Origin of the sequence: Frigoribacterium sp. Leaf8 (assembly GCF_001421165.1) — a bacterium.
In the GTDB taxonomy this organism is placed as follows: Bacteria; Actinomycetota; Actinomycetes; order Actinomycetales; family Microbacteriaceae; genus Frigoribacterium.
Genome location: NZ_LMKB01000005.1, coordinates 1,029,873 through 1,056,678, shown reverse-complemented (window position 1 = coordinate 1,056,678; position 26,806 = coordinate 1,029,873). Strand labels below are relative to the sequence as shown.

The 26,806-nt window shown below is 73.1% G+C and carries 24 protein-coding genes, 2 pseudogenes and 1 riboswitch; of the genes and pseudogenes, 12 read left to right on the top strand and 14 right to left on the bottom strand.

What is annotated here, in order from left to right:
- Nucleotides 1-171: 171 nt before the first annotated feature.
- Nucleotides 172-1,158, bottom strand: a complete 987-nt coding sequence (locus ASL10_RS09595) for an aldo/keto reductase (RefSeq protein WP_056046647.1) — start codon at nt 1,156-1,158, stop codon at nt 172-174.
- A 156-nt stretch (nt 1,159-1,314) separates the two neighbouring features.
- Nucleotides 1,315-3,333, bottom strand: a complete 2,019-nt coding sequence (locus ASL10_RS09590; protein ID WP_157485360.1) for a hypothetical protein — start codon at nt 3,331-3,333, stop codon at nt 1,315-1,317.
- Between the two features lie 521 nt (nt 3,334-3,854).
- On the opposite strand from ASL10_RS09590, the gene ASL10_RS09585 reads away from it, so the two are divergent.
- On the top strand, nt 3,855-5,213 hold the full coding sequence (locus ASL10_RS09585) for an MFS transporter (RefSeq protein ID WP_056046643.1): 1,359 nt from the start codon (nt 3,855-3,857) through the stop codon (nt 5,211-5,213).
- Nucleotides 5,210-5,806 (top strand): thermonuclease family protein, encoded by a 597-nt coding sequence (locus ASL10_RS09580; protein WP_056046641.1) that lies wholly within the window; start codon nt 5,210-5,212, stop codon nt 5,804-5,806. Before ASL10_RS09585 ends, ASL10_RS09580 begins: the two co-directional genes overlap by 4 nt.
- Here ASL10_RS09580 and ASL10_RS09575 read toward each other — a convergent pair.
- Entirely contained in the window at nt 5,731-7,926 is a 2,196-nt protein-coding gene (locus ASL10_RS09575) for an MMPL family transporter (protein ID WP_056046640.1), read from the bottom strand. The genes ASL10_RS09580 and ASL10_RS09575 overlap by 76 nt on opposite strands.
- A gap of 88 nt (nt 7,927-8,014) precedes the next feature.
- Here ASL10_RS09575 and ASL10_RS09570 point away from each other — a divergent pair, with 88 nt between their 5' ends.
- The 6 genes and pseudogenes from ASL10_RS09570 to ribH all read left to right on the top strand — a co-directional run bounded on the left by ASL10_RS09570 (nt 8,015) and on the right by ribH (nt 13,157).
- Nucleotides 8,015-8,530 carry a MarR family winged helix-turn-helix transcriptional regulator gene (locus ASL10_RS09570; protein WP_056046638.1) on the top strand — a complete coding sequence of 172 codons (516 nt, stop codon included), beginning with the start codon at nt 8,015-8,017 and terminating at the stop codon, nt 8,528-8,530.
- A 97-nt stretch (nt 8,531-8,627) separates the two neighbouring features.
- Nucleotides 8,628-10,052, top strand: coding sequence for an L-serine ammonia-lyase (locus ASL10_RS09565; protein WP_056046636.1), 1,425 nt, complete (start codon nt 8,628-8,630; stop codon nt 10,050-10,052).
- A gap of 70 nt (nt 10,053-10,122) precedes the next feature.
- A complete protein-coding gene (locus tag ASL10_RS09560; protein WP_056046634.1) occupies nt 10,123-10,815 on the top strand; it encodes a pentapeptide repeat-containing protein in 693 nt (230 codons plus the stop codon).
- A 112-nt stretch (nt 10,816-10,927) separates the two neighbouring features.
- Nucleotides 10,928-11,062, top strand: a riboswitch (FMN riboswitch).
- Nucleotides 11,063-11,242: 180 nt separating this feature from the next.
- Nucleotides 11,243-11,932 (top strand): riboflavin synthase, encoded by a 690-nt coding sequence (locus tag ASL10_RS09555; RefSeq protein WP_056046632.1) that lies wholly within the window; start codon nt 11,243-11,245, stop codon nt 11,930-11,932.
- A gap of 50 nt (nt 11,933-11,982) precedes the next feature.
- A pseudogene (ribB, locus tag ASL10_RS09550) lies at nt 11,983-12,553 on the top strand (3,4-dihydroxy-2-butanone-4-phosphate synthase); the annotation flags it as partial.
- A 103-nt stretch (nt 12,554-12,656) separates the two neighbouring features.
- A complete protein-coding gene (ribH, locus tag ASL10_RS09545) occupies nt 12,657-13,157 on the top strand; it encodes a 6,7-dimethyl-8-ribityllumazine synthase (protein ID WP_056046630.1) in 501 nt (166 codons plus the stop codon).
- 102 nt (nt 13,158-13,259) lie between these two features.
- On the opposite strand, the pseudogene ASL10_RS09540 reads toward ribH, so the two are convergent.
- The 3 genes and pseudogenes from ASL10_RS09540 to ald form a co-directional block, all read right to left on the bottom strand.
- Nucleotides 13,260-13,997 (bottom strand): annotated as a pseudogene (locus ASL10_RS09540) (dienelactone hydrolase family protein).
- A 104-nt stretch (nt 13,998-14,101) separates the two neighbouring features.
- A complete protein-coding gene (locus ASL10_RS09535) occupies nt 14,102-14,665 on the bottom strand; it encodes a TetR family transcriptional regulator (protein WP_056046627.1) in 564 nt (187 codons plus the stop codon).
- A 133-nt stretch (nt 14,666-14,798) separates the two neighbouring features.
- Nucleotides 14,799-15,908: an alanine dehydrogenase gene (gene ald / locus ASL10_RS09530; RefSeq protein ID WP_056046625.1), complete on the bottom strand. Its 1,110-nt coding sequence runs from the start codon at nt 15,906-15,908 to the stop codon at nt 14,799-14,801.
- A gap of 170 nt (nt 15,909-16,078) precedes the next feature.
- Here ald and ASL10_RS09525 point away from each other — a divergent pair, with 170 nt between their 5' ends.
- Entirely contained in the window at nt 16,079-16,549 is a 471-nt protein-coding gene (locus ASL10_RS09525; RefSeq protein WP_056046623.1) for an Lrp/AsnC family transcriptional regulator, read from the top strand.
- 37 nt (nt 16,550-16,586) lie between these two features.
- Here the strand turns inward: ASL10_RS09525 and ASL10_RS09520 are convergent, their stop codons facing one another.
- Nucleotides 16,587-17,030, bottom strand: a complete 444-nt coding sequence (locus ASL10_RS09520) for a GNAT family N-acetyltransferase (RefSeq protein WP_056046620.1) — start codon at nt 17,028-17,030, stop codon at nt 16,587-16,589.
- A 52-nt stretch (nt 17,031-17,082) separates the two neighbouring features.
- On the bottom strand, nt 17,083-17,868 hold the full coding sequence (locus ASL10_RS09515) for an NAD(P)-dependent oxidoreductase (protein WP_056046619.1): 786 nt from the start codon (nt 17,866-17,868) through the stop codon (nt 17,083-17,085).
- Between the two features lie 277 nt (nt 17,869-18,145).
- Between ASL10_RS09515 and ASL10_RS16565 the strand changes: the two genes are divergently transcribed.
- Both ASL10_RS16565 and ASL10_RS09505 read left to right on the top strand, forming a co-directional pair.
- Nucleotides 18,146-18,595 (top strand): DoxX family protein, encoded by a 450-nt coding sequence (locus ASL10_RS16565; protein WP_056046616.1) that lies wholly within the window; start codon nt 18,146-18,148, stop codon nt 18,593-18,595.
- 117 nt (nt 18,596-18,712) lie between these two features.
- Complete coding sequence (locus ASL10_RS09505) at nt 18,713-19,645, top strand: carbohydrate kinase family protein (RefSeq protein ID WP_162234608.1); 933 nt, start codon at nt 18,713-18,715, stop codon at nt 19,643-19,645.
- A 102-nt stretch (nt 19,646-19,747) separates the two neighbouring features.
- Here ASL10_RS09505 and ASL10_RS09500 read toward each other — a convergent pair whose 3' ends face one another.
- From ASL10_RS09500 to upp, 5 genes are all read right to left on the bottom strand, one after another.
- On the bottom strand, nt 19,748-21,172 hold the full coding sequence (locus tag ASL10_RS09500; protein WP_162234607.1) for a serine hydrolase: 1,425 nt from the start codon (nt 21,170-21,172) through the stop codon (nt 19,748-19,750).
- Between the two features lie 26 nt (nt 21,173-21,198).
- Complete coding sequence (locus ASL10_RS09495; RefSeq protein WP_056046609.1) at nt 21,199-22,572, bottom strand: deoxyribodipyrimidine photo-lyase; 1,374 nt, start codon at nt 22,570-22,572, stop codon at nt 21,199-21,201.
- Nucleotides 22,569-23,021 (bottom strand): MarR family winged helix-turn-helix transcriptional regulator, encoded by a 453-nt coding sequence (locus ASL10_RS09490; protein ID WP_056046607.1) that lies wholly within the window; start codon nt 23,019-23,021, stop codon nt 22,569-22,571. Before ASL10_RS09490 ends, ASL10_RS09495 begins: the two co-directional genes overlap by 4 nt.
- Before the next feature lie 312 nt (nt 23,022-23,333).
- The gene (locus tag ASL10_RS09485; protein ID WP_056047796.1) at nt 23,334-24,101 is read right to left on the bottom strand and encodes a winged helix-turn-helix domain-containing protein; all 768 of its coding nucleotides are present in this window, start codon (nt 24,099-24,101) and stop codon (nt 23,334-23,336) included.
- Between the two features lie 500 nt (nt 24,102-24,601).
- Entirely contained in the window at nt 24,602-25,234 is a 633-nt protein-coding gene (gene upp / locus ASL10_RS09480; protein ID WP_056046605.1) for a uracil phosphoribosyltransferase, read from the bottom strand.
- Between the two features lie 93 nt (nt 25,235-25,327).
- On the opposite strand from upp, the gene ASL10_RS09475 reads away from it, so the two are divergent.
- On the top strand, nt 25,328-25,774 hold the full coding sequence (locus ASL10_RS09475) for a nucleoside deaminase (RefSeq protein ID WP_056047793.1): 447 nt from the start codon (nt 25,328-25,330) through the stop codon (nt 25,772-25,774).
- Nucleotides 25,775-25,813: 39 nt separating this feature from the next.
- On the opposite strand, the gene ASL10_RS09470 is transcribed toward ASL10_RS09475, so the two are convergent.
- Nucleotides 25,814-26,776, bottom strand: a complete 963-nt coding sequence (locus ASL10_RS09470) for a cation diffusion facilitator family transporter (RefSeq protein ID WP_056046603.1) — start codon at nt 26,774-26,776, stop codon at nt 25,814-25,816.
- Between the last annotated feature and the right edge of the window lie 30 nt (nt 26,777-26,806).

Below are 26,806 nucleotides of genomic sequence, written 5' to 3'. Positions count from 1 at the left end.
GCTCGCCCTCGTTCCGCGCCCGGACGTCTCACCCCGCCACGAAGTGAACATNAACATCCCGCCACGAGAAAAGATGGCGGGATGTTCATTTCGTGGCGGGGTGGCGGGGTGGCGGGGTGGCGGAGCGACGGCTCACGCAGGCCGACGGCCGAGCCGACGCCGGTCGCCTCGCTACTTGTCGACCGTGGACATGTCGGCGTAGCGGGCACCCTTCGGCGCGGCCACGTCGTCGAGCTGGTGCACCTGCTCGGCGTCGAGCACCACGTCGTCGGCCGCGACGTTCTCGTCGAGGTAGGCGCGGCGCTTCGTGCCCGGGATCGGCACGATGCCGTCACCCTTGGCGAGCAGCCAGGCGAGCGCGACCTGACCCGGTGTGGCGCCGACGGCCCGGGCGACCTCGTCGACCTGCTGCACGATGCGGACGTTGGACTGCAGGTTGTCGCCCGAGAAGCGGGGAGCGAACCGGCGGAAGTCGTCCTCGGCGAGCTCGTCCACCGAGCGGATGGTGCCCGTGAGGAACCCCCGACCGAGCGGCGAGTAGGGCACGAAGCCGATGCCGAGCTCGCGGACGGTCGGCAGGATCTCGGCCTCGGGCTCACGGCTCCACAGCGACCACTCGGTCTGCAGGGCGGTGATCGGGTGCGTCGCGTGGGCACGGCGGATCGTCTCGGGCGCCGCCTCGGACAGCCCGAGGAACCTCACCTTGCCGGCCGTGACGAGCTCGCCCATGGCGCCCACGGTCTCCTCGATGGGCACGAGCGGGTCGACGCGGTGCTGGTAGTAGAGGTCGATGTGGTCGATGCCGAGGCGCTTCAGCGAGCCGTCGACCGACCGGCGGACGTACTCGGGGCGACCGTCGACCGTGCGTTCGGCGCGGGCCTCGGGGTCGGTCACGTTGCCGAACTTCGTCGCGACGACGGCCTGGTCGCGGCGGCCCTTGAGGGCGCGGCCGAGCAGTTGCTCGTTCGTGTGCGGGCCGTACATGTCGGCGGTGTCGAGCAGGGTGACGCCCACGTCGAGCGCGCGGTGGATGACGCGCACCGACTCGTCGTCGTCGGTGCTGTTGCCGGTGTAGAAGGCGGACATGCCCATGAGGCCGAGGCCGAGGCGGCCGACGTCGAGTCCGCCGTCGACCTGGCCGAGTGTGGTGTTCTTCATGGTCCCGAGCCAACTCCCTCGCACCCGGTGCGGGCACATGCCCGGCCCACGGGCCCACGGGCCCACGGGCCGACGGACCGCAGGAGGCGCGGTGCCCGTCGACCGGACACCGCGCCTCCTCTGCCTCGTGGGGTCGGGCCCCGGGGGCCGCCGCGGTCAGCGGCGCCCCGCCCGGCGACGGGTGACGGCCGAGCCCGTGACGAGCGCGAGGCCGAGGGCCAGGGCGGCCGCCGCGACGCCGAGCGGCAGGCCCGGCTCGCTGCCGGTGTAGGCGAGCGGTCGGCCCGAGCCGCCGGTGCCCGTGCCGCCCGTGCCCTGGCCTCCGGCTGCCGGCACGACGGGAGCCGGCGTGACGATCGGGTCGGGGGTCGGCTCGGGGTCGGGCACCGGGGTCACCACGGGAGGCGCGGCGAGGGTGATGGTCGGGACGGTCCCGTCGGCGGTCGGCGCCGTGAACGACCCGATGGCCTCGCCGTCGGCCACGACGTCGTAGGTCGTGCCGGGGACGAGGTCGTCGGCCCGGTAGACGCCCGCGGCGTCGGTGGTCGGGGTGGCGACGGGCTCGGGGTCGGTGGCGTCCGCCTCGATCAGCGACAGCTCGAGGTCGGCGGCGGGCGTGCCGTCGGAGTCCACGACGGTGCCCTCGACCGACACGGTCGCAGGGGCCGCGATCTGCACGGGCGGGATCGTCCCGCTCGTCGCAGGTGCGGTGATCGTGACGGCCGAGTCGACGTCCTCGTTGAGGACCACCTCGTACTGTTCGCCGGGGGTGAGGCCGTCGGCCGTGAACGAGCCGCCCGCGCCGGTCTCGACGCTCGCCACCGGCGCGGTCTCGCCGACCGGCACGATGTCGACCGTCGACCCGGTCGCGGGTGCCGATCCATCGGCGTTCACGATGCTCGTCGTGATCTCGACGGTCGGGTCGAGCGTGATCGACGCGCCGGAGGCCGTGGTGACCGGACCGCGGGCGATGCCCGTGACCTCGTCGACCAGGTCGTACTCGGCCGCGGGGTCGAGCCCCTCGAAGGTGACCGAGCCGTCGGCTCCGGTCGTCCCCGACGCCACCGGGTCGATCTGGCCGGGCACGACGATGCTCACCGGACGGTCGGCCACGGGCGTCCCGTCGGCCTCCACGACTGTCACCGTGAGGGGCGCGGTGGCCACCGGGGGCACGGCGCCGGCGAAGGCGAAGTCGAGTCCGGGGGAGTCGTCGCCCGCGATGGTGAAGGGCACGGCAGGCAGATCCGCGGCGTCCTCCGGTGTGGTGACGTCGACCTCGTAGGGCGTGCCCGAGACGAGGCCGGGGACCGACCAGGTGCCGTCGGGGCCGACCGTCGTGGTGGTCCCGACGACCTCACCGGTCGCCGGGTCGACGACCGTCACGATCGCTCCGGGGTAGGCCGCGCCGTCGTTCGTCACCACCCCGCTCGCGGTGAAGGTCTTGGTCACGAACCACGTCTGGTAGACGGGGAACCCGGAACGCTGCTGGTACGTGAAGGTCAGCGTCGACAGCGGCACGGTCGGGCTGAACCAGGCGGCGGCGCCCTCGGTGTCGGACGCGGTGGCGTTGCCGGTCAGCACGCCCGTGGCGGCGTTCCAGGTCGGCACGTCGCGCAGTCCCGCGGCGTCGCACGACGGCGACGGGCCGCCGGCCGCGGTGCGGCAGTAGTTGTACGTGCTCCCGAAGCCGAGGGCGTCGGCGGGCACGGCCACACCGTCGGCGCCGGTGGCCGACACCGTCACCTGGTCGGCGTCGACGTCACCGAGCACGAACGACCAGTCGCTCGCGGGGGTGGCGCGATCGAAGGTGTAGGTCGTGACCGAGGCGGCGGCCGCGGTCGGCGAGTCCTGGGCGGGACGGAGGTTGAGGTAGGAGCGACCGCGGCTCGAGTCGTACTCGGCGCCGACCGGCGTGCCCGTGCCCTGCCACGTGCTCGATCCGCTGGGGATCGTCGCCTGGCGCGAGGTCGACGTGAACGTCGCCTGCGGGAAGTCCCCGGGGAGCGTCATCGTGCCCGTGTAGGCACGAGCCGTCCCGTCGACGGTGAAGTCGGCCCAGCCGACCGCTCCCGGTCCGGCGGCGGAGGCGCTGGTCGCGCCCCCGAGGGCCAGCGCGCCGGCCACGACGACCGTCACCCCCGTCGCCGCCCATGCCCTGATGCGCCTGTCGATCATGTCGTCGTCCCTCCGGCCCCACCCCTGATCGCGGGCCACGAGGTCGAGGTTATGTCAGGTGTGGTCGTCGTGTCACACCCGGACCGACCCGAGGCGTCGTCGCGGGCGTCGCCGCGTGCCGGGAACGACGAAGGGGCGCCGCCTCGCGACCGGTCACCCGGTGCGGAGGTCGGCGCCCCTTCGGGGACGTCGTGCGTCAGCGCTTCTTGGCGTTGGAGACGATGTCCTCCGAGTGGCCACCCGTCGCGCTCTTGGCCTTCTTGTCGGCGCGCTTCTCCTTCAAAGAGCGCACGGCAACCTTCGCGGTGCCTTTTTTCGCTGATTTCTCTGCCATGGTGGTGCCTCCGTCGCGGACCGAGATGATCCGGTCCGCCCGAGGCTACGGTGCCGCGGCCCCGGTGTCTGTAGCCGCGGCCATCTTCACGGCTCCTACACTGCCCAGTGGCCCGGTCCGCCTCACGCGAGGAGTCCGTGCCCGACCACCCGCCCGACCCGACGACACGCTGAGACGACAGGCCCCGATGACCCCCGTCCCCACCTCGACCCCGGTCGCCCCGACGCGCAGCGAGCGCCTCGACGAGCTGCCGTTCACCTCGAAGCACCGTCGCCTGTTGACCGGCTCGGGCATCGGATGGGCCCTGGACGCGCTCGACGTCGGCCTGCTCTCGTTCGTCATCGCCCAACTGATGACCGTGTGGAGCGACCAGGCCGGACAACTGGCCTGGGTCGCGTCGGCCGGGTTCGCGGGCATGGCGATCGGCGCGGCCGTCGGTGGTTCGCTGGCCGACCGCTTGGGCCGCAAGACCGTCTTCGCCCTGACCCTCTTGCTCTACGGCCTCGCCACCGGCCTCTCGGCCCTGTCCTGGTCGGTCGGCGTGCTGCTCGTCCTGCGCTTCGTCGTCGGACTCGGCCTGGGCTCCGAACTGCCGGTCGCGTCGACCCTCGTCAGCGAGTTCTCACCCCGGCGCATCCGGGGCCGGGTGGTCGTCCTGCTCGAGGCGTTCTGGGCCGTCGGCTCGATCGGGGCCGCCCTCGTCGGCTACCTCGTGATTCCGACGAGCGACGACGGCTGGCGCTGGGCCCTGCTGATCGGTGCCGCTCCCGCGCTCTACGCCGTGTTCGTCCGCCTCAGGATGCCCGAGTCGGTGCGCTTCCTCGAGTCGAAGGGGCGTCACGACGAGGCCGAGCGCACCGTCCGCGGCTTCGAGCAGGCGGCCGGCGTCGCCGCCCCGACCGTGGCCGCCGAGGAGGCGCGGGTCGTCGAGAAGCCGGCCCGCGCCTCCGTCGGCCGGCTCTTCGGTGCCGGCATGGCGCGCCGCACGGTCGCGATCTGGGTGGTCTGGTTCATGACCAACTTCTCGTACTACGGCGCCTTCGTCTGGCTGCCGTCGTTGCTCGTCGCGGCCGGGTTCCCGCTCGTGCGCTCGTTCGGGTACGTGCTGATCATCACCCTGGCGCAGCTGCCGGGCTACGCGGCCTCGGCCTGGTTGATCGAGAAGTGGGGACGCCGGGAGACGCTCGCGACCTTCCTGCTCGGGTCGGCCGTCGCGGCCGTCTTCTTCGGCTTCGGGGCGGTCAGCGGCAGCGTCGCGCAGATCCTCGTCGCGGGCATGGCCCTGTCGTTCTTCAACCTCGGCGCGTGGGGGGCGCTCTACGCCGTGACGCCCGAGCTCTACCCGACCCCGCTGCGGGGCACGGGCGCGGGGTGGGCCGCCGGCGTCGGGCGCATCGCCTCGATCGCCGCGCCGCTGTCGGTGCCCCCGCTGATCGCCCTCGGGGGGCCGCCCACCCTGTTCGTCGTCTTCGGCGCGGTCTTCGTCGTGGGGGCCGTCGCCGCCACGATGCTGCCCGAGCTCCGCGGCACGCGGCTCGCCGAGTGAGCGCGCGTCGCCGTCCGTCGCGTCGTCGCCTCACGCCGCGCCGGCTGCTCGGAGTCCTCGTGGTGCTCGTGGCGGGGGCCGTCCTCGTGGCCTTCCCGCGCCTCCTCGGCGACGGGTCGGCGGGTGGCGACCCGGGAGGCGCGGGTGCGGTCCCCGTGCCCGCGAGCGTCCCGGCCGCGGCGGTCGAGGCCGTGGTCGACCGGGTCGTCGACGGGGACACCGTCGTCGTCCTGGTGGCGGGTGAGCGCGAGCGCATCCGCCTGATCGGCGTCGACACCCCCGAGACCGTGAAGCCCGACGCGCCCGTCGACTGCTTCGGACCCGAGGCGAGCGCCTTCACGACGGCCACCCTGCCCGAGGGGGCCACGGTCTGGCTCGAGGACGACGCCTCGCAGGGTGACGCCGACCGCTACGACCGGCTGCTGCGCTACGTCTGGTCGCCGGACGGCACGATGCTGAACGAGCGGCTCGTCGCCGAGGGCTACGGGCGCGAGGACACCTACGACGACGCGTACCGCTACCGCGACCGGTTCGTCGCGGCCGAGGCGTCGGCCGAGGCGTCGAGGGTCGGGCTCTGGGGCGCCTGCGGCTGAACCGACGGACGCCGGCTCGGCCACCAGAACGCGTCACCGGTGAGGAAGACGAGCGCGGGCACCAGCACGGTGCGCACGACCAGGGTGTCGAGCAGCACGCCGAGGCAGACGATCACGCCGACCTGGGTCAGGGCGACGACCGGCAGCACGCCGAGGACGGCGAAGACGGCCGCCAGCAGGATGCCCGCACTCGTGATGACGGCGCCGGTCGAGGCCAGGGCTCGCACCATCCCCTCGCGGGTGCCGTGCACGAGGCCCTCCTCGCGGGCCCGGGTGGTGAGGAAGATGTTGTAGTCCACCCCGAGGGCGACGAGGAACAGGAACGCGTACAGCGTCACCGCCGTGTCGAGCGCGGGGAACCCCAGCACGTTCTGGAACAGCCAGGTCGAGGCCCCGAGGCTCGCGAAGAACGTGGCGAGCACCGAGGCGATGAGCAGGACGGGGGCCACGAGCGAGCGCAGCAACAGGGCCAGGACGGCGAACACGATCGCCAGGATGATCGGCGCGATCAGGTCGATGTCGGCCTGCGCCGCCACCTTCGTGTCGTAGGCGGTGGCGTCGCTGCCCCCGACGAGCGCGTCGGCGAGGCCGCCGCCGGCGTCGGCGTACCCGGCACGCAGACGCTCGACGGTGGCGAACGCGGCGTCGCTCTCGGGTTCGGCGGACAGCTGCAGGTCGACGCGCGTCAGTCCGCCCTCGGTCTCGCCGGTCGTGGCCGTGTCGACGCCGTCCGTGCCCGACGCGAGCGCGGTGGCCTCGTCGGCGACCGTCGAGGGGACGATCACGGTGGTGCGGCTGGTCAGCCCCGCCGAGAACGAGTCGTCGATCACCTGTTGCGCGGTGACCGAATCGGGGTCGCCGAGCAGCTGGTCGGTCTGCGAGAGGCCGACGGCGTAGCCGCTCAGGCCGAGGCAGAGGACGCCGATGCCCGCGACGGACGCCACGGCCACGACGGCCGGACGGCGTCGGACGCCGCGCCCGAGACGGTCCCAGAAGCCGCGTCGCGGTGCCGCGTGGTGCGCCGCGCCTCCTGCGGTGGCGTCGGCCGTCCGCGTCGCGTCGGCCCCGTCGGAGACGCGGTCGCGCCCGGACGAGGAGGCGCGGGGCACGAAGGGCCAGAACAGCCCGCGACCGCAGACCACCAGGGCCGCCGGCAGGGCGACGAGGGCGAACACGATCGCGACGCCGACGCCGATCGCACAGGCGAGACCGAGGGCCCGGTTGCCCGTGAGCGACGCGAGGAGCAGCGTGAGGAGGCTCAGGGCGACCGTGCCGCCGCTGGCCGCGATGGCGGGCCCGGCGCTCGTCACGGCCGTGCGCATCGCGCGATGGCGGTCGGGCTCGAGCAGCAGTTCTTCGCGGTAACGCGCGACGAGTAGCAGGGCGTAGTTGGTGCCCGCGCCGAAGACGAGCACCGAGAGGATGCCCGAGATCGAGGCGTCGAGCGGGATGCCCAGGGGTTCGGCGACGGCGGCCGCGACCCGGCCGGCCAGGGCGTCCGCGGCACCGACGACGGCCAGCGGCACGATCCACAGCACGGGGCTGCGGTAGGTGACGATCAGCAGCACGGCCACGACGACCACCGTGACCAGCAGGAGCCGGAAGTCGGCCCCGGCGAAGGCGTTCGCGATGTCGTCCTGGAACCCGATCGGCCCGGTGAGCAGGGCGTCCAGCCCGGCGGGCAGGTCGGCCGAGGCCGCGTCCCGCAGGCTCGTCGCCGTGCCCGCGACGTCGGCGTCGACCGTCGTGGCGTCGAGCGGGACGGCCACGATCGCCGCGGTGCCGTCGTCGCTGATCTGCGGCCGGACGGCCTGCGGGGTCGTGGCGAGCTCGGCGAGGGCGGCCGCCCGCTCGTCGACGGCGGTCAGGTCGGCGGCGTCGAGCCGGTCGCCGTCGTGGCTGAAGACCAGGATGCCCACCGTCGTCTCGGCACTCGGGAAGGTCGTCGGCAACTCGGCCACCTGGGCCGACTGGCTCGTGTCGGGGACGCCCGACGGCGGGGCCGCGTCGCCCTCGCTCTGCGGCAGGACCGTGAAGAGCAGGGCGACGGCGACGGCCGTCGCGGCGAGCACGGCCCAGGCGGTGCGGTGGCCGCTGACGATGCGGGCGAGGGTGCGCATGGTGATCCTTCAGTCGCTGAATGTCTTAGGAGCTAAGAGTATTGCAGATCACAGGAGCATCGACCAGACTCGTCACGCAGGAGGTTCCATGCCCACCCCGACAGACCCGGGCCCCACGGCCCCGTCGACCCGTCCGTCGCGCTCGCCGCAGGCCGACGAGATCGTCACCCACATGCAACGGCTGACCACCGAGTCCCAGAAGGTCGCCCAGGCCTTCGCCTCGCGACACGGTCTCGGCCACATCGACCTCGAGGCGCTGCTGCACGTCATGCAGGCCGAGCGCGACGGCGACCCCGTCACCGCCGGCGGTCTCGGCGAGCTCCTGGGCGTCACGTCGGGGGCGGCGACCGGAGTCATCGACCGCCTCGAGAAGGTCGGGCACGTGCACCGCAGCCGCGACGACGCCGATCGGCGCCGGGTGCTCGTCCGCTACTCGGATCGCGCCCGCGAGGTCGCGGGCGCGTTCTTCGGGCCGCTCGGCGTGATGAGCGACCGGGTCATGGCCGAGTTTGACGAGGCCGAGCTCGAGACCGTCCGACGGTTCCTCGAGGGCATGTCGGGCGCGATGGCGGAGCGGGCCCGCGAGGTGGGGCGACCCGCCTGAGGCGACCCGCACCTCCCCGGGGTGGCGCACGGCCCCGACCTCCTGCGCGTCGGCGGGAGCGGGTAACGTCGTGGTGACCCCGGAAGGCAGGTTCTCCGTGACCGACCACGTCTCGGCCCTCGATCTCTTCTCGATCGGCATCGGCCCCTCGAGCTCGCACACCGTCGGCCCCATGAGGGCCGCCCGCGAGTTCCTGCTCGGTCTCGACGTCGACGGCCGGCTGACCGACGTCGTGCGGGTCGAGGCCGTGCTCTACGGCTCGCTCGCCGCCACCGGCCTCGGCCACGGCACTCCGTCGGCCGTCCTCGCCGGCCTCGCGGGCATGCAACCCGAGACCTGTGACCCCGAGGTCGTCTCGGGCATGCAGCAGGCGGTCGAGCAGGGCGGCGGCCTGCGGCTGCTCGGCCGGCACCAGATCGCCTTCGCCCCCAACGACCTGCGCATGGCGCCGCTGACGCGCATGCCCCGGCACCCCAACGCGATGAGCGTCGAGGCCTTCGACGCTCACGGCGGGAGCCTCGCCCGCGAGGTCTACTTCTCGGTCGGCGGGGGCTTCGTCGTGCGGGACGGTGACGACGAGCGGGCCGTGCCCACCGCCGAGGCGCCGTTCGCCTTCACCGACGCGGACGACCTGCTGCGCCTCTGCGACTCCGAAGGCGCGTCGATCGCCGACCTCGCCTGGCGCAACGAGGTCGCGCTGCACGGCGAGGCCGACGCCGCGGTGGGGCTCGACTCACGCTGGGCGGCCATGCGGGCCTGCGTCGACGCGGGTCTCGAGGCCACGGGCGTCCTGCCCGGCTGGATGAAGGTGCCCCGACGCGCCCGGCAGTTCGCGACCATGCTGCGCCAGCAGGACGAGCGGGCGACCGCCTTCGCCCTCGGCGGCTCGGCGATCGACCAGGGCCGCGCCTCCTCGCTGTTGGCCTCCGACCTGCCGGCCCAGTGGCTGCAGGCCTACGCGATGGCCGTCAACGAAGAGAACGCGGGAGGCGGGCGCGTCGTCACCGCCCCGACCAACGGCGCGGCCGGCATCATCCCGGCGGTCGCCTACTACGCCATGAGGTTCCACGGCGCGACCGATCACGAGCTGTCCCGCACCTTCCTGCTGACGGCGGCGGCGATCGGGTCGCTCTACAAGCGCAACGCGTCGATCTCGGGGGCCGAGGCCGGCTGTCAGGGTGAGGTCGGCTCGGCCGCATCGATGGCCGCCGGCGCCCTGACCGCCCTGCTCGGCGGGACGCCCCGCCAGGTCGAGAACGCGGCCGAGATCGCCATGGAGCACCACCTCGGCCTCACCTGCGACCCCGTGGGCGGCTTCGTGCAGGTGCCCTGCATCGAGCGCAACGCGATCGCGGCGGGCACGGCGGTCGCCGCCACCCGCATGGCCCTGCTCGGCGACGGCAGCCACGTCGTCAGCCTCGACACCGTCATCGAGACGATGCGCCAGACCGGCCGCGACATGAAGGACAGCTACAAGGAGACCAGCCGTGCCGGGCTCGCGGTCAACGTCATCGAGTGCTGAGAACGACCGCGTCGGACGTCCGCCCGGACGTTCCTCGGGTCGTGTCGCACCCCGCCGCTAGCCTCGTCGCATGACCCCGTCGCGCCGCCCCACGCCGTCCCGCCCCGCGACCCCGGGGGGCACCGACGCCCCGCGGCTCGACCCCGTCGAGCCCCGGGGGCTCGTCGATCTCGGCACCGACCTGCTGGGTCCGCGCGACAGCCGTGAGCTCGAACGGTACGTCGACGCCGACCTGACCGGTCGCGACCTCGAGGGGTCCGAGTTCACCGAGTGCGTCTTCGAGTCGCCGCGGCTCGGATCGGCCCGACTGCGGGGCGCCCGCCTGGTCGAGTCGGTGCTGGCCGACTCGTTCGCCCCCGAGTTCGCCGCCTCGCGCAGCACCTGGCGTGACGTCCGCGTCGAGCGGCCCCGGTGGGGGTCGGCCGAGCTGTTCGACGCCGAACTGCGGTCGGTGCACCTGGTCGGCGGCAAGATCGACTTCCTCAACCTGCGCGGGGCGCGCCTCACCGACGTCGTGATCGAGGGCTGCACGATCGGCGAACTCGACCTCGGGGGTGTGCAGGCCCTGCGGGTCGCGCTGGTCGACTGCCGCATCGGCACGCTCGACGTGACCCGCGCCTCCTTGTCGCACACCGATCTGCGCACCAGCGACTTCTCCCGCATCGACGGTTTCGAAGGGCTTCGTGGCGCGACCATCGACGACCTGCAGCTGGCGACCTTCGCCCCGACGATGGCGGCTCACCTCGGGCTCGTCGTCGGCTGAGCCCGGGCTCGTCGACGGCTGAGCCCGGGCCGCCCGTGCGACGCCCGGCTACGCCCTGGCCGAACACGTCGGGGCCGCACGAGGCGGCGGTGCTATCGTCGCCGACAGAGCAACGCGCTCCGGGGTCAGTGAAAATCTGAGCCGGCGGTCACAGTCCGCGACCCGCGTCGTCCCCGAGAGGTGGCGGCCGGTTGAACCGGTGGAACCCCGGTACCGACGGTCATAGTCCGGATGAGAGGTGGCGCGGGCCCGGTCGTCCCTCAGCGGACCCCCGGGCCGATGCCGACCCTCGCGTCGCGCACCCCCGGAGAGCCCTCGGCACACAGCCAGGCAGACCGGAGGACGACATGACGACGCAGGCGACCACGCCCGGGCCCGATGCACGCACGCACCGACCCACCGACCCGACGGGCCCGGTGGTGCGCTGATGTTCACCGGCCTCGTCGAAGAACTCGGACGCGTCGAGCGCGTCGCCGACCAGGGGGACAGCGTCCGCCTGACGGTCCACGGCCCCGCCGTGCTGACCGACGCCGCGCACGGTGACTCCATCTCGGTCAGCGGCGTCTGCCTGACGGTGGTCGAGCAGCAGGGGGACACCTTCACGGCCGACGTCATGCGGCAGACCCTGGCCATGAGCACCGTGGGGACGTTCGGCCCCGGGACGCCCGTCAACCTCGAACGAGCCGCCCGCGTCGGCGACCGCCTGGGCGGTCACATCGTCCAGGGCCACGTCGACGGCACGGCCACGGTCGTCGAGATCGAAGAGGGCGAGGCCTGGCGTCGGGTCCGGTTCGACCTCGCCGACGACCTCGCGCCCCTGCTCGTCGACAAGGGGTCGGTGACGCTTGACGGCGTCAGCCTCACGGTGAGCGCGATCAGCGAACCCGGCGAGCTGCCGGGCTGGTTCGAGGTCAGCCTCATCCCCGAGACGCTCGCCGTGACGACCCTGGGCGGCAAGGCCGTCGGCGACCGCGTCAACGTCGAGACCGACGTGCTCGCCCGCCACGTGCGCCGCATGCTGCGACTGGACGCGCTCGACGCCGACGGCCCGCGCGGTGCGGCCACCCCGGCCGACGCGGCGGACCCGCGGGACGCCGCCGTGACGGGGCGCCCGTGACCGTGTCGACGCCCCGGGAGGAGGGGCGGGTCGACTCGCGCCTCGCCCCGATCGAGCTCGCCCTCGAGCACCTGCGCCGTGGTCGCCCGGTCGTGGTGGTCGACGACGAGTCCCGCGAGAACGAGGGCGACGTCGTCCTGTCGGCCGAGTTGGCCTCGGCCGAGTGGATCGCCTGGACGGTCCGGGTGTCCTCCGGTTTCGTCTGCGCACCGATGACGAACGAGATCGCCGACCGACTCGACCTGCCGCCCATGGTCGCCCACAACGAGGACGCCCGGGGCACGGCCTACACCGTCAGCGTCGACGCGGCGGCCGGCGTGACGACGGGGATCAGCGCCTCCGACCGGGCGACGACCCTCCGCACGCTCGCGTCGCCGACCAGCGTTCGCGACGACCTGCACCGCCCTGGACACGTCCTGCCGCTACGCGCCCGTGACGGCGGAGTGCGTGAGCGCGACGGCCACACCGAGGCCTCGGTCGACCTGATGAAGGCCGCGGGGCTGCGACCCGTGGCCGTCATCAGCGAGATCGTGGGCGACGACGGCGAGATGATGCGACTGCGGGCTCTGCTCGACTTCGGGGCCCGCGAGGGCGTGCCGGTCGTGACGATCGCCGCTCTCGTCTCCTGGCTGGGCGACCGCGACCTCGACGCACCATCCCCTGCGTCCGACTCCCGGGCCACCGACACCACGACCACCACCCGCACGACCGAAGGAGACCGCGCATGAGCGGAGAAGGCGCCCCCACCGAACTCGACGTCGACGGCACGGGAATCCGTGTCACGATCGTCGCCGGCACCTGGCACGAGACCATCACCGACGGCCTGCTGGCCGGCGCGCTGTCGACGGTCGAGCGCCTCGGCGCCACGGCCACGGTCGTGCGCGTGCCCGGCAGCTTCGAACTGCCCGTCGTCGCGAAGGCCGCGCTCGAGGCCGGGGCCGACGCGGTCGTGGCCCTCGGTGTCATCATCCGCGGCGGCACGCCGCACTTCGAGTACGTGTCCGACGCCGCGACCTCGGGCCTGCTGCGGGTGACGCTCGACACGGGCAAGCCCGTCGGGTTCGGCGTGCTCACCCTCGACGACGAGCAGCAGGGCCTCGACCGGGCAGGCCTCCCCGGCTCGAAGGAGGACAAGGGTGCCGAGGCCGCCCACGCCGCCGTCGCGACGGCCGTCCAGTTGCGCGACCTGGCCCGGGCCGGCACGGCCCGCGTGGCCGGGTTCTGACGACGGAGGCGGTGCCGGGGCGACGAGCGTCCCGGCACCGCGCCTCCTGACGGTCTGGCGTCCTGCCCGTCGGACCCCGCGGGCCCGTCGGGCCCCTCGGGCCTAGGCGAAGACCTCGGACAGGAACGTCTCGAGCTGCTGCCACGAGCGACGATCCGCGCGGGCGTCGTACTGGGCCCCGTGATCGGGTGCGTCCGTCCCGGGGACGGCGAAGGCGTGCATGACGCCGCTGTAGCTCAGCACCTGCCAGTCGGGTGCCTCGGCGGCGCGCATCTCGTCCTCGAAGCCGACCACCGCCTCGTCGGGCACCACCGGGTCGGCGGCACCCGTCATCACGAGCAGCGGGGCCGTCACGGCACCCTTCTCGGCGGGCATCCCCGTCCCGAGCCCTCCGTGGAACGACACGACGCCGGCGACGTCGGCACCCGCGCGGGCCAGCTCGAGGGCACCCGAGCCGCCGAAGCAGTAGCCCATCACCGCGATCCGCGACGGGTCGACGCCCGGCTCGGCGCGCAGGCGCTCGAGGTTCGCGAGCAGGCGCGACCGGAACAGCGCGACGTCACCGTAGTACTTGCCCGCCTCGCCGGCGGCCTCCTCGGGCGACGGGCGGACCCCCTGCCCCTAGACGTCGCCGGCCAGCGCCACGTAGCCGAGCCGCGCGAGCATCTGCGCGCGCACCTTGACGTGGTCGACGACGCCGAACCAGTCGTGCAGCACGAGCACGCCGGGCACGAGCCCGGACGAGGAGGCGCCGGCCGGCGTCGCGAGGAACCCCTCGAGATCGACGTCGGTCGCCGCGTAGACCTCGTCCGACGTCGTGACGCCGCCCGGGTCGGGCACGCTGTCGAGGACGCGCTGAAGGTCGGGGGAGAGGGCGGGAGTGGGTTCGGTCGTGGTCACACGGGGACGCTACTCCCGGCGGGTCGGACGGTGCCGGGGGCGGTTCAGCCGGGGTCGACGATGCGGGCGACGGCCTGACGGACGACGTCGCACCGACGCTGCTGCGGGCCGGTGTGCAGGTTGGTGGCCTCGGGCGTGACGAACCAGGCCAGCACGACGCCGAAGACCATGGTCAGCAACTCGTCGGCGTCCCAGCCGGACGAGATGTCACCCGCGTCCTGGGCCGCACGCACCGAGTCACGGCGCGCCTCGAGCTGACCGTGGTCGAGCACGCCGGGGCTCGGCAACGCGACGCCCTCGATCTGGCCCCAGAGCAGGAGGCGCGCGTCGTCGGGGTTCGACGCCAGGTGGTCGTAGAGCGCGCTGGCCCAGCCCGGCAGGTCGTGGGCGTCGAAGGGGACGACCGCGACCCAGCGGCCGATGCTCTCGCCGAGGGCGGCGTCGAACAGGTCGCGCTTGGTCGAGAAGTGGGCGTAGAGCCGTTCTTTGCTCGCCTCGGCGTCGCGCGCGATCGTGTCGACGCGGGCTCCGGCGAGGCCGCGGGCCGCGAACTCGGTCCGCGCCGCCTCGAGCAGCCGCTCCCGCGGAGGGGTGGGTCGTCGTGCCATGTCCAGAGCATAGGGGCTGCACCTCTCCGGACCACCTGGTTCGGATCGAGGTCTTCGCTTACCGGCCGGACCGGTTCGCCCCGCGTCCGGGAGGGCGCCGTCGCGGAGGGGGACCGTCGCGTCGTCGGACGGGTCAGAGCGCGCGGGCGTCCACCAGGTCGACGCCGACCGCCGCCGCGACGCCCGCGTTGGTGATCTGCCCCGCGACCGCGTTGACGCCGCGGGCCAACGACGCATCCGCCGCGATGGCGTCACGCCACCCCCGGTCGGCGAGGGCGAGTGCATAGGGCATGGTCGCGTTCGTCAGGGCCCGGGTCGAGGTCTGGGGGACCGCGCCGGGCATGTTGGCGACGCAGTAGTAGACGCTGTCGTGGACGGCGAAGGTCGGGTCGTCGTGCGTGGTCGCGCGCGAGCCCTCGAAGCAGCCGCCCTGGTCGATGGCGATGTCGACGAGCACCGACCCGGGACGCATCGACGCCACCATCTCGTCGGTGACGAGCTTGGGGGCCTGTGCGCCGGGGATCAGAACCGAACCGATCACCAGGTCGGCGGCCGCGACCTGGGCGCCGATCTCGTAGGCCGTCGAGGCGCGGGTCTGCACCCTGCCGCCGAACTGCACCTCGAGGGCGCGGAGGCGCGGAAGCGACACGTCGATGACGGTCACGTCGGCGCCGAGGCCGAGGGCGTTCGCCGCGGCGTGTTCACCGGCGACGCCGCCGCCGATCACCACCACCTTCGCCTTCGGGGTGCCGGGGACGCCGCCGAGCAGCACGCCCGTGCCCCCGATCGGCTTCATGAGGTGGTAGGCGCCGACCATCGTGGAGAGGCGGCCGGCGACCTCGCTCATGGGCGAGAGCAGCGGCAGGCTGCGATCGTCCCGCTGGACCGTCTCGTAGGCGATCGCGGTCGTGCTGGACGCGAGGACGGCCTCGGTGCACTCGGGTGAGGCCGCGAGGTGCAGGTAGGTGAAGAGGGTCTGGTCCGCCCGCATGAGCGGGTACTCGGCCGCGATCGGCTCCTTGACCTTCATCAGCAGATCGGCCTCGCCCCAGACGTCGGCCGCGTCGTCCACCACCGTCGCACCAGCGGCGATGAACTCGGCGTCCGTGAACCCCGACCCCCGTCCGGCGCCGGCCTGCACGATGACGTCGTGTCCACGTCGGGAGAACTCGTGGACGCCGGCCGGGGTCGCGGCGACACGGTTCTCGTTGTTCTTGATCTCGGTGGGGATGCCGACGCGCATGGATCGTCCTCTCGGGGAGTGGCCTCGACGACGGGCGGCCGGTGCACGCCTCTGTTCGCCGAACTGAGGTCAGTGTGCTGTTTCGTGCCGATGCGTGCCAAGCTCTCCGCACGAGATTCTGTGCAGGCCCTGCCTGGCCGCACGATCGACGGTGAGGGACGGGACGAGGCATGGCTGCGACGAAGGACGTTCGGCTCGACGAGATCGACCGGCAGCTCGTGCGCCTGCTGCTCGCGAACAGTCGCACCCCCAACGCCACGTTGGCCGCGCAGGTCGGGATCGCTCCGTCGACCTGTCTCGCGCGCCTCCGATCCCTCGTCGAGCGCGGGGTCGTCGCCGGCTTCGGAGCCGACGTCGACCTGTCGGCGCTCGGACTCGACCTGCAGGCGCTGATCAGCGTGACGATCCTCGCGTCGGCCCGACAGCGGATCGCCGCCTTCTCGGCCGAGATCCGGGCCCTGCCGCAGGTGGTGCAGCTGTTCTTCCTGGGCGGGTCCGAGGACTTCATCATCCACCTGGCCGTCCGCGACACGAACGACGTCCGCGAGTTCGTCCTCGACCACCTCTCGGCGCACCCGGCCGTCGCCTCGACCCGGACCAGTCTGGTCTTCGAGCACCACCACCCCGGCCCGACCGTCTGACCGATCAGCCGGTGCCGTGCCGAGCCAGGGGCCGGCGTCAGCGCGTGGCGGCGAGCGTCATCGGCAGGTGGGGGATGCCGTCCTCGAGGAACTCGTCACCGTCGACCACGAAGCCGAACCGGGCGTACCAGCCCGAGAGGTGGGCCTGGGCGTCGAGCCGGACCAGTCGACCGTCGCACTCGACGACGGCCGACCGCATGAGGTCGGCGGCGAGCCCGCGACCGCGAGCCGACGACGCCGTCGCCACCCGGCCGATGCGACGGTCGTCGCCGTCGTGCAGCACCCGGAGCGTCGCCAGGATCCGGGCGTCGTCGTCGGTGGACCAGAGGAGGCGCGCGGTCGGCTCGAGGTCGCGCCCGTCGAGCTCGGGGTAGGGGCACTCCTGTTCGACGACGAAGACGTCGACCCGGAGGCGGAGGATCTCGTAGAGGACGACGGGGTCGATCTCGGCGACGGACGACGAGTGCTGGGTGGGGGTCACACGGCCACGCTATCGGCCTCGCGCGCGTGACCGGATGCCGCCTTCGGGCGGGTCACCGGGACTCGCCCAACGGCATGGTCGTGAAGTCCCCGCCGACGGGTGCGTCGGGGGGCAGGACCTGACCGGCGAAGCGGTCGACGAACGCCTCGGCGTCGTCCTCGGGGTGGTAGCCGATGGCCTCGCCCGCCGCGAGCGACACGACGCGACGGGTGTTGCGACTGACGCCCCAGACGACGTGGTGCCCGGCCGGTGCGGTCGTCAGGGTGGCCAGGATCAGCCGGGTCGCGTCGGCCGGGGACAGCCAGGTGCCGAGGCTGCGGACGTCGTGCGGCTCGACCTCGGCCGTCATGATGCGCGCCGACACGACGGTCGAACCGAAGCGGTCGGCGTACAGGCTGCCGACCGCCTCGAGCAGCACCTTGCTGACGCCGTAGAAGGTGTCGGGCCGGGGGGCCGGCACGTCGTGGTCGGCGGCGCTCGAGCCCGGTTCGAACCCGACGGCGTGCACCGAGCTGGCCGCGAGCAGCCGGGTCACGCCGGCCCGACGGGCGGCCTCGTGCGCCACGTAGGCGCTCTCGACGTTGAGGTCGCGGATCTCGTGCCACGTGCGTTCGCTGGCGTGCGACGCGAGGTGGACGACCAGGTCGGCCCCGGCGAACGCCACGGTGAGGGAGTCGAGATCGGTCACGCCGACGTGCTCGAAGGTCTCTCGTCGTCGGAGGTCGCCGGGTGGCGTGACCACGTCGAGCAGCCGCAGGTCGTGGCCGGCCTCGAGCAGAAGAGGGCGGACCCAGGTCGCGATGCGGCCCGAGCCTCCCGTGATCGCGATGGTCGCCATGTGTGCCGCCTCTCGTCGGGGGCTCGTCGGCCCGCCCGTGGTCCTGCCCCGATCCTGCCCCGGACCACCGACAGCGCTCGCGGGGCACGCCACGCGTCCGCCGAAGCGCCCTCGCGACGCGTCCCCGCGTCCCCCGGATGCCCCACCCGAGCCTGACAAGGCTCTGGCGAAGGCCTGGCAGGGATCTCCACGACCCCGGTCGGTGACGCGTCACCTCCTACCGTGGCGGGGGGCCCGACGACGTGCCACGACCCCGTCCCCGACCGAAAGGCACCTCGTGTCGTCAGCTCTCTCGTCCCTCGGCCTCCTCCTCGTCCGCGTCGTCCTCGGGGTCGTGTTCGTCGCCCATGGCTGGCAGAAGCTCGCCGTCGACGGCCTCGCCGCGACGCAGGGCGCCTTCGGGGGCATGGGCATCCCGCTCGCCGAGGTCGCCGCCCCGGTCGCGGCCGTCACCGAGCTCGCCGGTGGCGTCGCGCTCGTGGTCGGCGTCGCCACCCGTGTCGCCGCCGCGCTCCTGGCGGTGACGGCGGTCGTCGCCCTGGTCGCCGTCCACCTGCCGAACGGCTTCTACTCGACGACGGGTGGGTTCGAGTACGTCCTCGTCCTGGCGGTCGTCTCCGTCGCGGTCGTGCTCACGGGGCCGGGCCGCTTCGCCCTCGACGCCCTGGTCGTCCGGGGCCGGCGCGCCCGTCGCGAGGCCTCGGCCCCGCTGCCCGCAACCGTCTGAGTCGGGGCCGAGCGGGCCGGGCGCGAGGCCGGGACGGGTGAACGTGACGCACCCGCGAGGGTGATTTGCGCCTCCTCGTCCCGTCCCGGCCCCCGATCCGTGGTCGGCTGGATGCCGATGATTCCCGCCAGCGACCGCTTCCGCCGCTCCGGCGGCCGACCCCGCACCGGGTCGCCCGTCCTCGTCTTCGGGGACGTCCTCGACGACATCATCGTCACCCCCCGGGCGGAGGACGGCACCAGGACCGAGACGGCAGCCACCATCCGGCACCGGGCCGGGGGTTCGGCGGCGAACACGGCGGCGTGGCTCGGGTCGCTGGGGGTCGAGGTCTCGTTCGTCGGTCGGGTCGGCACGGCCGACCTGCAACGCCACGCGCAACTGCTCGCCAACGCGGGGGTCGTGGCCCGTCTGTCCTACGACGCCCACGACCCGACGGGCACGGTCGTCATCACCGTCGACGGCTCGTCGCGCATCATGTTCACCGATCGGGGGGCCGGTGCCTCGCTGAGCCCCGACGACGTCCCCGACGACCTGGTCGCCGGGGCCGGTCTCGTGCACTTCACGGGCTACACCGTCGCCCAGTCCCGCAGCCCGGTCGCCCTCCGACGCCTCGTGGGACGGGCCCGGGAGGCGGGGGCGCTCGTCTCGGTCGCCCCGGGAAGCGCCTCGATCGTCCGCCGCTTCGGGGCGTCGGCGTTCCTCGCGGCCGTCCACGGAGCCGACCTGTTCTTCCCGTCGGACGAGACCGCCCGCGAGCTCACCGGGTTGGACGACCCGGTCGCGTCGGCGACGGCGCTCGCCGAGCAGGTCGGCGTGGTCGCGCTCGTCGCCGACGACGGGGGTGCCGTCGTGGTCTCGCGGGGGCAGCAACCGGTCGTGGTCGACGGGGTCGTCTCGCGCTGGGTCGACTCGGTGGGCCTCGTGGACGCGTTCTCGGCCGGGTTCATCGCCGCGTGGGCGACGACGGGCAGCCTCGGGGTCGCGGGTCGGAGTGGAGCCCGTGCCGCCGCCCGTGCCGCCGGGGTCGCCGGAGGTCGGCCGCCCGCGTGACCGCGTCGGGCCCGCCTGACAGCGTCGGGCCCGCCTGACGACGCCTGGCCCGCGTGACGACGCCTTGCCCGACTGACGACGCCTGTCCCGGCGAGCCCTCGGCTACCGTGCGCTCTCGGCGCTCACCAGCACGGTCTGGACCCGGGGCGGACGCTCGGGGGTGAGCCGGATCTCGAACCGGACGACGCCCCGGGCTCCCCGTCGTCGCCACACCAGGTGCGAGGGAGCGGACGACTCGTCGGGCGGCGATGCCTCGCCGTCGTCGTCCCAACCGCCCACGGACTCGACGGCGGCGGCCCAGGAGGCGCGGCGTCGGTCGAGCGTCAGGTCCGCCTCGACGTTCTCGCTGAACAACCCGTCGGGCACGGCGCCGCCGAGGACGACGGCCTCGACCGCCTCGCGGGCCGCCGACGTCTCGGGCCACGGCCGCACGACGACGCGGGCGTCGGGACGCTCGGCCATCAGGCCGTCGAGCGCGAGCCCGATCGGCTCGGAGACCTTCGAGTAGGTCGCGTTCTCGAACCCGACCGCGCCGAGGCCGGTCGCGGTCTGCCAGCGCATGTGGGCCGAGAACCCGGGGTAGCCCCCGCTGTGCGACACGACGGGGCCGTGGTCGGGATAGTGCTCGACGAATAGACCGAACCCGTAGCCGCCGGGGTGCCCGACCCGGGCGGGGACGAAACGCTGCACCTGCTGCATCTCGCGTCGGGAGGCGCGCGAGAGGATGCCGTCGAGGTCGCCGCGGCCCTCGGGGTCGAAGGCGGAACCCAGCCAGCGCGCCCAGCGCGCCAGGTCGGTCACGGTGCTGAACAGGCCGCCGATCGGTGAGAACGCGCCCGGGCCTGAGAACGGCAGGGGGTCACCCCCGTCGGAGGTGCGGCGATGGCCGATCGCGACGCCGCCCATCGCCCGCACGGTCGCCTCGAAGCCGGTGGCCGTCAGGCCGAGCGGTTCGAGGATCGTCGACTCGACGACCTCACGGTAGGGCTTGCCGGCGACGGCCGCGATCGCCCGGCCCACGAGGGCGAAGCCGAGGTTGGAGTAGGCAAAGGTGGTGCCCGGCACGCTGTCGAAGCTGAGCCCGGCCCGCAGCAGGGCGTCGAGTCCGTCGTCGGTGAGGGATTCTTGCCGGTCGCCCCACGGATCGTCCGTGGGGAAGCCGGCCGACATGGTCAGGAGCATGCGCAGGGTCGGCACGGGGGAGTCGGCGGTGGGCAGGGCCACGTCGGCGAAGGCGGGCACGAAGTCGGTGATCGGTGCGTCGAGGGACACGAGCCCGGCGTCGCGCTGGGCGAGCAGGGCGGTGGCGGTGAAGCTCTTCGTGCACGAGGCGATGCGATACGCCGTGTCGACGCCGGGCGCGGTGCCGGGGGCGACCTGGCCGTAGGAGCCGTCGTGCGTGACGCCCGAACGGTCGAAGGTCGCCCACACGGCGCTCGGGCCGCGCCGCTCGGGAGCGCGTGCGGCGAACACGGCGTCGATCCCCGTGGGTGGTTCGGTGCGGTCGGGTCGTGATGACGTCGTCACGGAGGCGGTCCTCTCGAGGGGCGGGGTCATTCGGTGCGCGTGGTGCGGCGCATGGCTTCGTAGGCGTCGAGCGCGGCCCGGCGGGAGGCCTTGAGGTCGACCATGGGCTCGGGGTACGAGTCGGTGTCGACCTCGGGGACCCAGCGCCGCACGTAGTCGCGGTGCTTGTCGAACTTGTCGGCCTGCAGGACGGGGTTGAACACTCGGAAGTACGGGGCCGCGTCCGCACCCGAGCCGGCCGTCCACTGCCAGTTCGCGGGGTTGTTCGCCTCGTCCGCGTCGACCAGGGTGTCCCAGAACCACTGCTCGCCCACCCGCCAGTCGGCCAGCAGGTTCTTGACCAGGAAGCTCGCCGTGACCATGCGAACCCGGTTGTGCATGTACCCGGTCGTCCACAGCTCTCGCATGCCCGCGTCGACCAGAGGGATGCCGGTCGTGCCCTGCCTCCACGCCTCGAGTTCGCCGGGTTCGAGTTCGTGCCACGGGAAGTCGTCGAACTCGGGCCGGTAGTTCTTCGTGGCGAGGTGCGGGTTCGCGAAGAGGACGGTGTGGTTGAACTCGCGCCACACGAGTTCGCGCAGGAAGCCCGAGGCCTGTTCTCGGGCGTCGGGCGCCAGGTCGCCGCGCATGCGGTGCCAGACCTGGAACGGGCTGACCTCGCCGAAACGGAGGTGCGGCGAGAGGTGGCTCGTCGCCTCTTGGGCCGGCTCGTCGCGCAGGCCGTAGTCGGCCAGGTGGCCGGTGGCGAAACGTTCGAGGGTGTCGAGGGCCGACGCCTCGCCCGGGGTCCAGGCGTCGCGCAGGCCGGCCGACCAGTCGGGGGTCGTGGGCAGCAGCGCCCACGAGTCGAGGTCGTCGCTGTCGGGCGTCGCGTGGGGGACGTGCAGCTCGTCGGGGGCCGCCTCGGGGTGGCGGGGTTCGGGCCGGTCGAGGCAGGCGCGCCAGAACGGCGTGAAGACCTTGAAGGGCTGACCCTGCCCGGTCTGGATGGTCCACGGTTCGAACATGAGGTTCGCCTGGAAGCTGCGCACGTCGAGCCCACGCTCGCGCAGCGACGACTTGAGCCCGGCGTCGGCGTCGCGGGCGGCCAGACCGTACCGGCGGTTCCAGAAGACGGCACCCGCGCCCACCTCGTCGACGAGACGGGGGAGTTCGCGTGCCTGGGGACCCCGGCGCAGCGTGAGTCGCCCACCGACGGCCTGCAGCGATTCGGCGAGGGCGGCGAGGCTGTGGTGCAGCCACCAGCGTGAGGCCCCGCCGAGGGGGCGCAGGCCGTCGGTCTCGTCGTCGAGCAGGAAGAGGACGACGACCGGTTCGCCGCGCTCGACGGCGGCCACGAGGGCGGGGTTGTCGGCGAGGCGCAGGTCGTCGCGCAACCAGACGATGGAAGGGGAGGTCATGCGTTCGTCCCGACCGGCGTGCCGAGCCGCAGCTTGGTGCACAGATCGGCGAGCGAGGCCAGTTCGTCGTCGTCGAGTGCTCCGCCCACGCGACGACGGATGGCCTCGGCGTGGCTGACCGCCGTGCGCCGGTAGAGGTCGTAGCCCTCGTCCGTCATGGTCACGATGATGCCCCGGCCGTCGCCGGGGTCGGAGGCCTTCTCGACGATGCCCTTCGACGCCAGTCGGTCGACGAGACGGCTGATGCTCGGCTGCGTCAGCAACAGGTGGCGGGTCAGGTCGCGGATGCGGGCCCGCCGATCGGGCTGGTTGGACAGGTTGAACAACACGTCGTACTCGTTGAACGAGATCTCGTGGGTCGGGAAGCACTCGGTCAGTTCACGCATGACGCTGACCTGGGCCCGGAACAGGGCTTCCCAGGCCCCCACGGCCATCGATGTCTCGCTCATGTCGTCCCTCACGTTCGTCGAGGTCGAGTCTACGAAAGGCCACCGACCTCGGGCCGACGCGCGGGGGCGGCGCCGAGCGAGCGTGTACCCGGGGGTACACGACAGAGGGCCGGTCGCCCGATGGCGACCGGCCCTCTTCCCTTGCACCAGGAGTGTCCTGCAATCACATTCCGCCTCGGCCGCCACAGCAAACGACGTCGGCGAGACACAATCTATAACGGATCGGTAACGGTGGTCCAGGGGTGGACCCGAGGAATTCCTGGGAACTCGCACCGAGCCGACGCCGCGGCCGGCGCGTGTGCCGGACGGGGCTCAGAACACGTCGGGCGACGGGGTCGACGCGTGACGGATCGAGACGTCCGCGTGTCGGTCGAAGCGGTAGCCGACCCCGCGGACGGTGCGGACGATGTCCTCGAAGGCGCCGAGTTTCGACCGCAGTCGACGGACGTGCACGTCGATGGTGCGTTCGTTCGGCACCTCGTCGTCGCCGTCGGCCCAGAGGCTCGAGATCAGCTCTGCTCGTTCGATGGTGCGGCCCTCGCGCAGGACGAGGTACTGCAGCAGCTCGAACTCCTTGTATGTCAGGGGAGCCACGTCGCCGTCCAGCAGCAGGCGCTTGCGCGAGATGTCGACGACGACGCCGCCGCGGGCACCGGGCTCGTCGTCCTCGGTGACCTGCCGGCGCTTCGCCAGGGCGGCCGGGTCCTGCAGGGCCAGGCGGACGACCTCGACGTCTCGGCCGCCGGCCCCCTCGGGGGCGAGGGCCACGGCGGCGTGCGTCTCGGCCGACGGGGCGATCCGTCCGACGAGTTCCTTGATCTGCGAGACGACGTCGCCGAGCGAGGTGCCGTCGGCGGCGGCCTTGAGCTCGTCGAGCCCGACGTAGAGGACGAAGCCGCGGGCCTCGGTGCCCTCGGGCACGGCGCGGGGTCGGGGGGCCGCGGGGCTCGCGATGACGGACGCGTCGCTGGGGGCGGCCGAGAGGGCGGGCGCGACCTCGCGGAGGGGTGTCGGGGCGGCGGAACGGGCGGGCGAGACGGTGCGGGTGGCGGTGACGGGGCGGTCGAGGATGAGGGACATGACAGGCGGGGGTCCTTGCGTGACGGCGGCGGTCCCTCGGGCCGACGGGTCGCCGGGTGCGGAGGGACTGCTCGATGTGTGTCGGTGCTCGATCCCGCCGGCGATGGTGCCGTACGTCACGAGCAGTCGGTGCGATGCACCGTTCGGGATGCGCGTCGAGGGTGGCGACGCGGGGCATCCTGGAGTCGGTGGCTCAGTGACCGGGTGGGGTCACGAGCTCAGCTGGCGGTGTCAGCAGCTTCGACTCGGCGAGGTGTGTGACCGGATCAGGCACACATTCGACACATGACAGCGTGCATCGGCATCATCATGCCGGTGCTCCCGAGGGCCTCACGAGAGGTCGGGGTGAGCACACTGTTAGTCATGGGGTCGATCTTGTTACACCCCGCGTCGCGATGTCAAGCGACGTTCGCGTTCCGGCACCGTGAGCGGCCCGGAAACGCCGGACCGCGCCTCCTGCGGTCGAGGAGGCGCGGTCCGGGGCGTCGGGGCGACGGGGGTCAGGCGAGCCCGTAGAGGCGGTCGCCCGCGTCGCCGAGGCCCGGCACGATGTAGCCCTGCTCGTCGAGCTTCTCGTCGACGGCGCCCAGCACGACGTGGACGTCGCGGCCCTCCATCGCCTTCTCGACGGCGGCGAGGCCCTCGGGCGCGGCCAGGATGCAGACCGCCGTGACGTCGACGGCGCCGCGGTCGAGCAGGTAGGCGATCGCCGCGATGAGCGAACCGCCGGTGGCGAGCATCGGGTCGAGCACGAAGCACTGACGGTTCGAGAGGTCGTCGGGCAGACGCTCGGCGTAGGTCGTGGGCTGGAGGGTCTCTTCGTCGCGCACCATGCCGAGGAATCCGACCTCGGCCGTGGGGACGAGCTTGGTCATGCCCTCGAGCATGCCGAGGCCGGCGCGCAGGATCGGCACGACGAGCGGACGCGGCTGGCTGATCTCGAGACCCGTGGTCGGACCGACCGGGGTCTCGATGTCGACGGGGCTGGTGCGGACGTCGCGCGTGGCCTCGTAGGCCAGCAGCGTGACGAGTTCTTCGGTCAGCGCCCGGAAGGTGGGGGAGGGTGTGCTCTTGTCGCGGAGCACGGTCAGCTTGTGGGTGATCAGGGGGTGGTCCGCTACGTGCACTCGCATAGGCTCAACGGTAGCGGAGTCGACCGGTTCCGTGAGCCGTCCCGACCCCGCAGAGGCCCCGTGATCGCCGTCCCGCCCGAGTTCGACGACTGGATGTCGCTCGCCCTCGCCGAGGCCGACGCGTGCCGCGTCTCGGCCGACGTGCCGGTCGGTGCCGTGGTGGTCGACGCCGACGGCCTGGTCATCGCGACCGGACGCAACGAACGCGAGTTGCGGCAGGACCCGACCGCCCACGCCGAGGTGATCGCGCTGCGGGCCGCCGCGGCGCACACCGGCGACTGGCACCTCACCGGCACGACGCTCGTGGTCACCCTCGAACCGTGCCCCATGTGCGCCGGGGCCCTGCTGGCCGCCCGGGTCCCGCGGCTCGTCTACGGGGCCTGGGACGACAAGGCAGGAGGCGCGGGCAGCGTCTACGACATCGTCCGCGACCGCAGGCTCCCGCACCGCGCCGAGGTGTACGCCGGCGTGCGCGAGGCCGAGTGCCGGGCTCGGCTGGACGACTTCTTCGCCGAGCGGCGCGTCGTCGAGGGGCACTGAGGCGGGCCGACCCCGAGGGCCGATCCGCGCCTCCTCGGGTCAGTCGGCCGCGCGGATGACGATCGCGTCGGTCGGCGGGTCGACCTGGCCCGGCTTGACCCAGACGTCGGGTTCGACGTAGATGACGCGGGCGATCGGCACGGCCTCGCGGATGCGCGACTCGACGGCGTTGATGGCGCTCGCGACGTCGGCCAGCACCGTGCGGCCGGGCATCGCGACCTTGACGCCGACGAGCAGCTCGTCGGGACCGAGGTAGAGGGTCTTCATGTGGATGATCGACTCGACCTCGGGCCCGCCCGTGATCGCGGCGCGGATCTTCTGGACGTCCTCGGCCGAGGCGCCCTCGCCGACGAGCAGGCTCTTCGTCTCGATGCCGAGGATCACGGCCACCGCGACGAGCAGCACGCCGATCGCCAGGGTGCCGATCGCGTCGAAGACGCCGTCACCGGTGATCCAGGTGAGCACGACGCCGATCATGGCGAACGACAGGCCGAGCAGCGCGGCGGCGTCCTCGAGCAGCACGACCGGCAGCTCGGGGGCCTTGGCCCGGCGCACGAACGCGACCCAGCTCTGCTGACCCTTGCTCGGGCGGGACTCGCGGATCGCGGTGCGCAGCGAGAACCCCTCGAGGGCGAGCGAGATGGCGAGCACGAGGACGGGCAGCCAGGGCACCTCGAGGGGGTGCGGCTCGCGCAGCTTCTCGACGCCCTCGTAGAGCGAGAACACGCCACCGACGCTGAACAGGATGATCGAGACGACGAACGCGTAGACGTAGCGTTCGCGCCCGTGGCCGAAGGGGTGGTCGGCGTCGGCGGTCTTCTTCGCCTTGCGGCCACCGAGCAGCAGCAGGAGCTGGTTGCCCGAGTCCGCCAGGGAGTGGACGCCCTCGGCGAGCATGGACGACGACCCCGAGAACGCCCAGGCGATGAACTTCGTCACCGCGATGCCCAGGTTCGCGCTGAGTGCGGCGATGATCGCCTTGTTGCCGCCGTGACTGCTCATCGGTTCGATCCCCTCGTGTGGTCCTGGTCG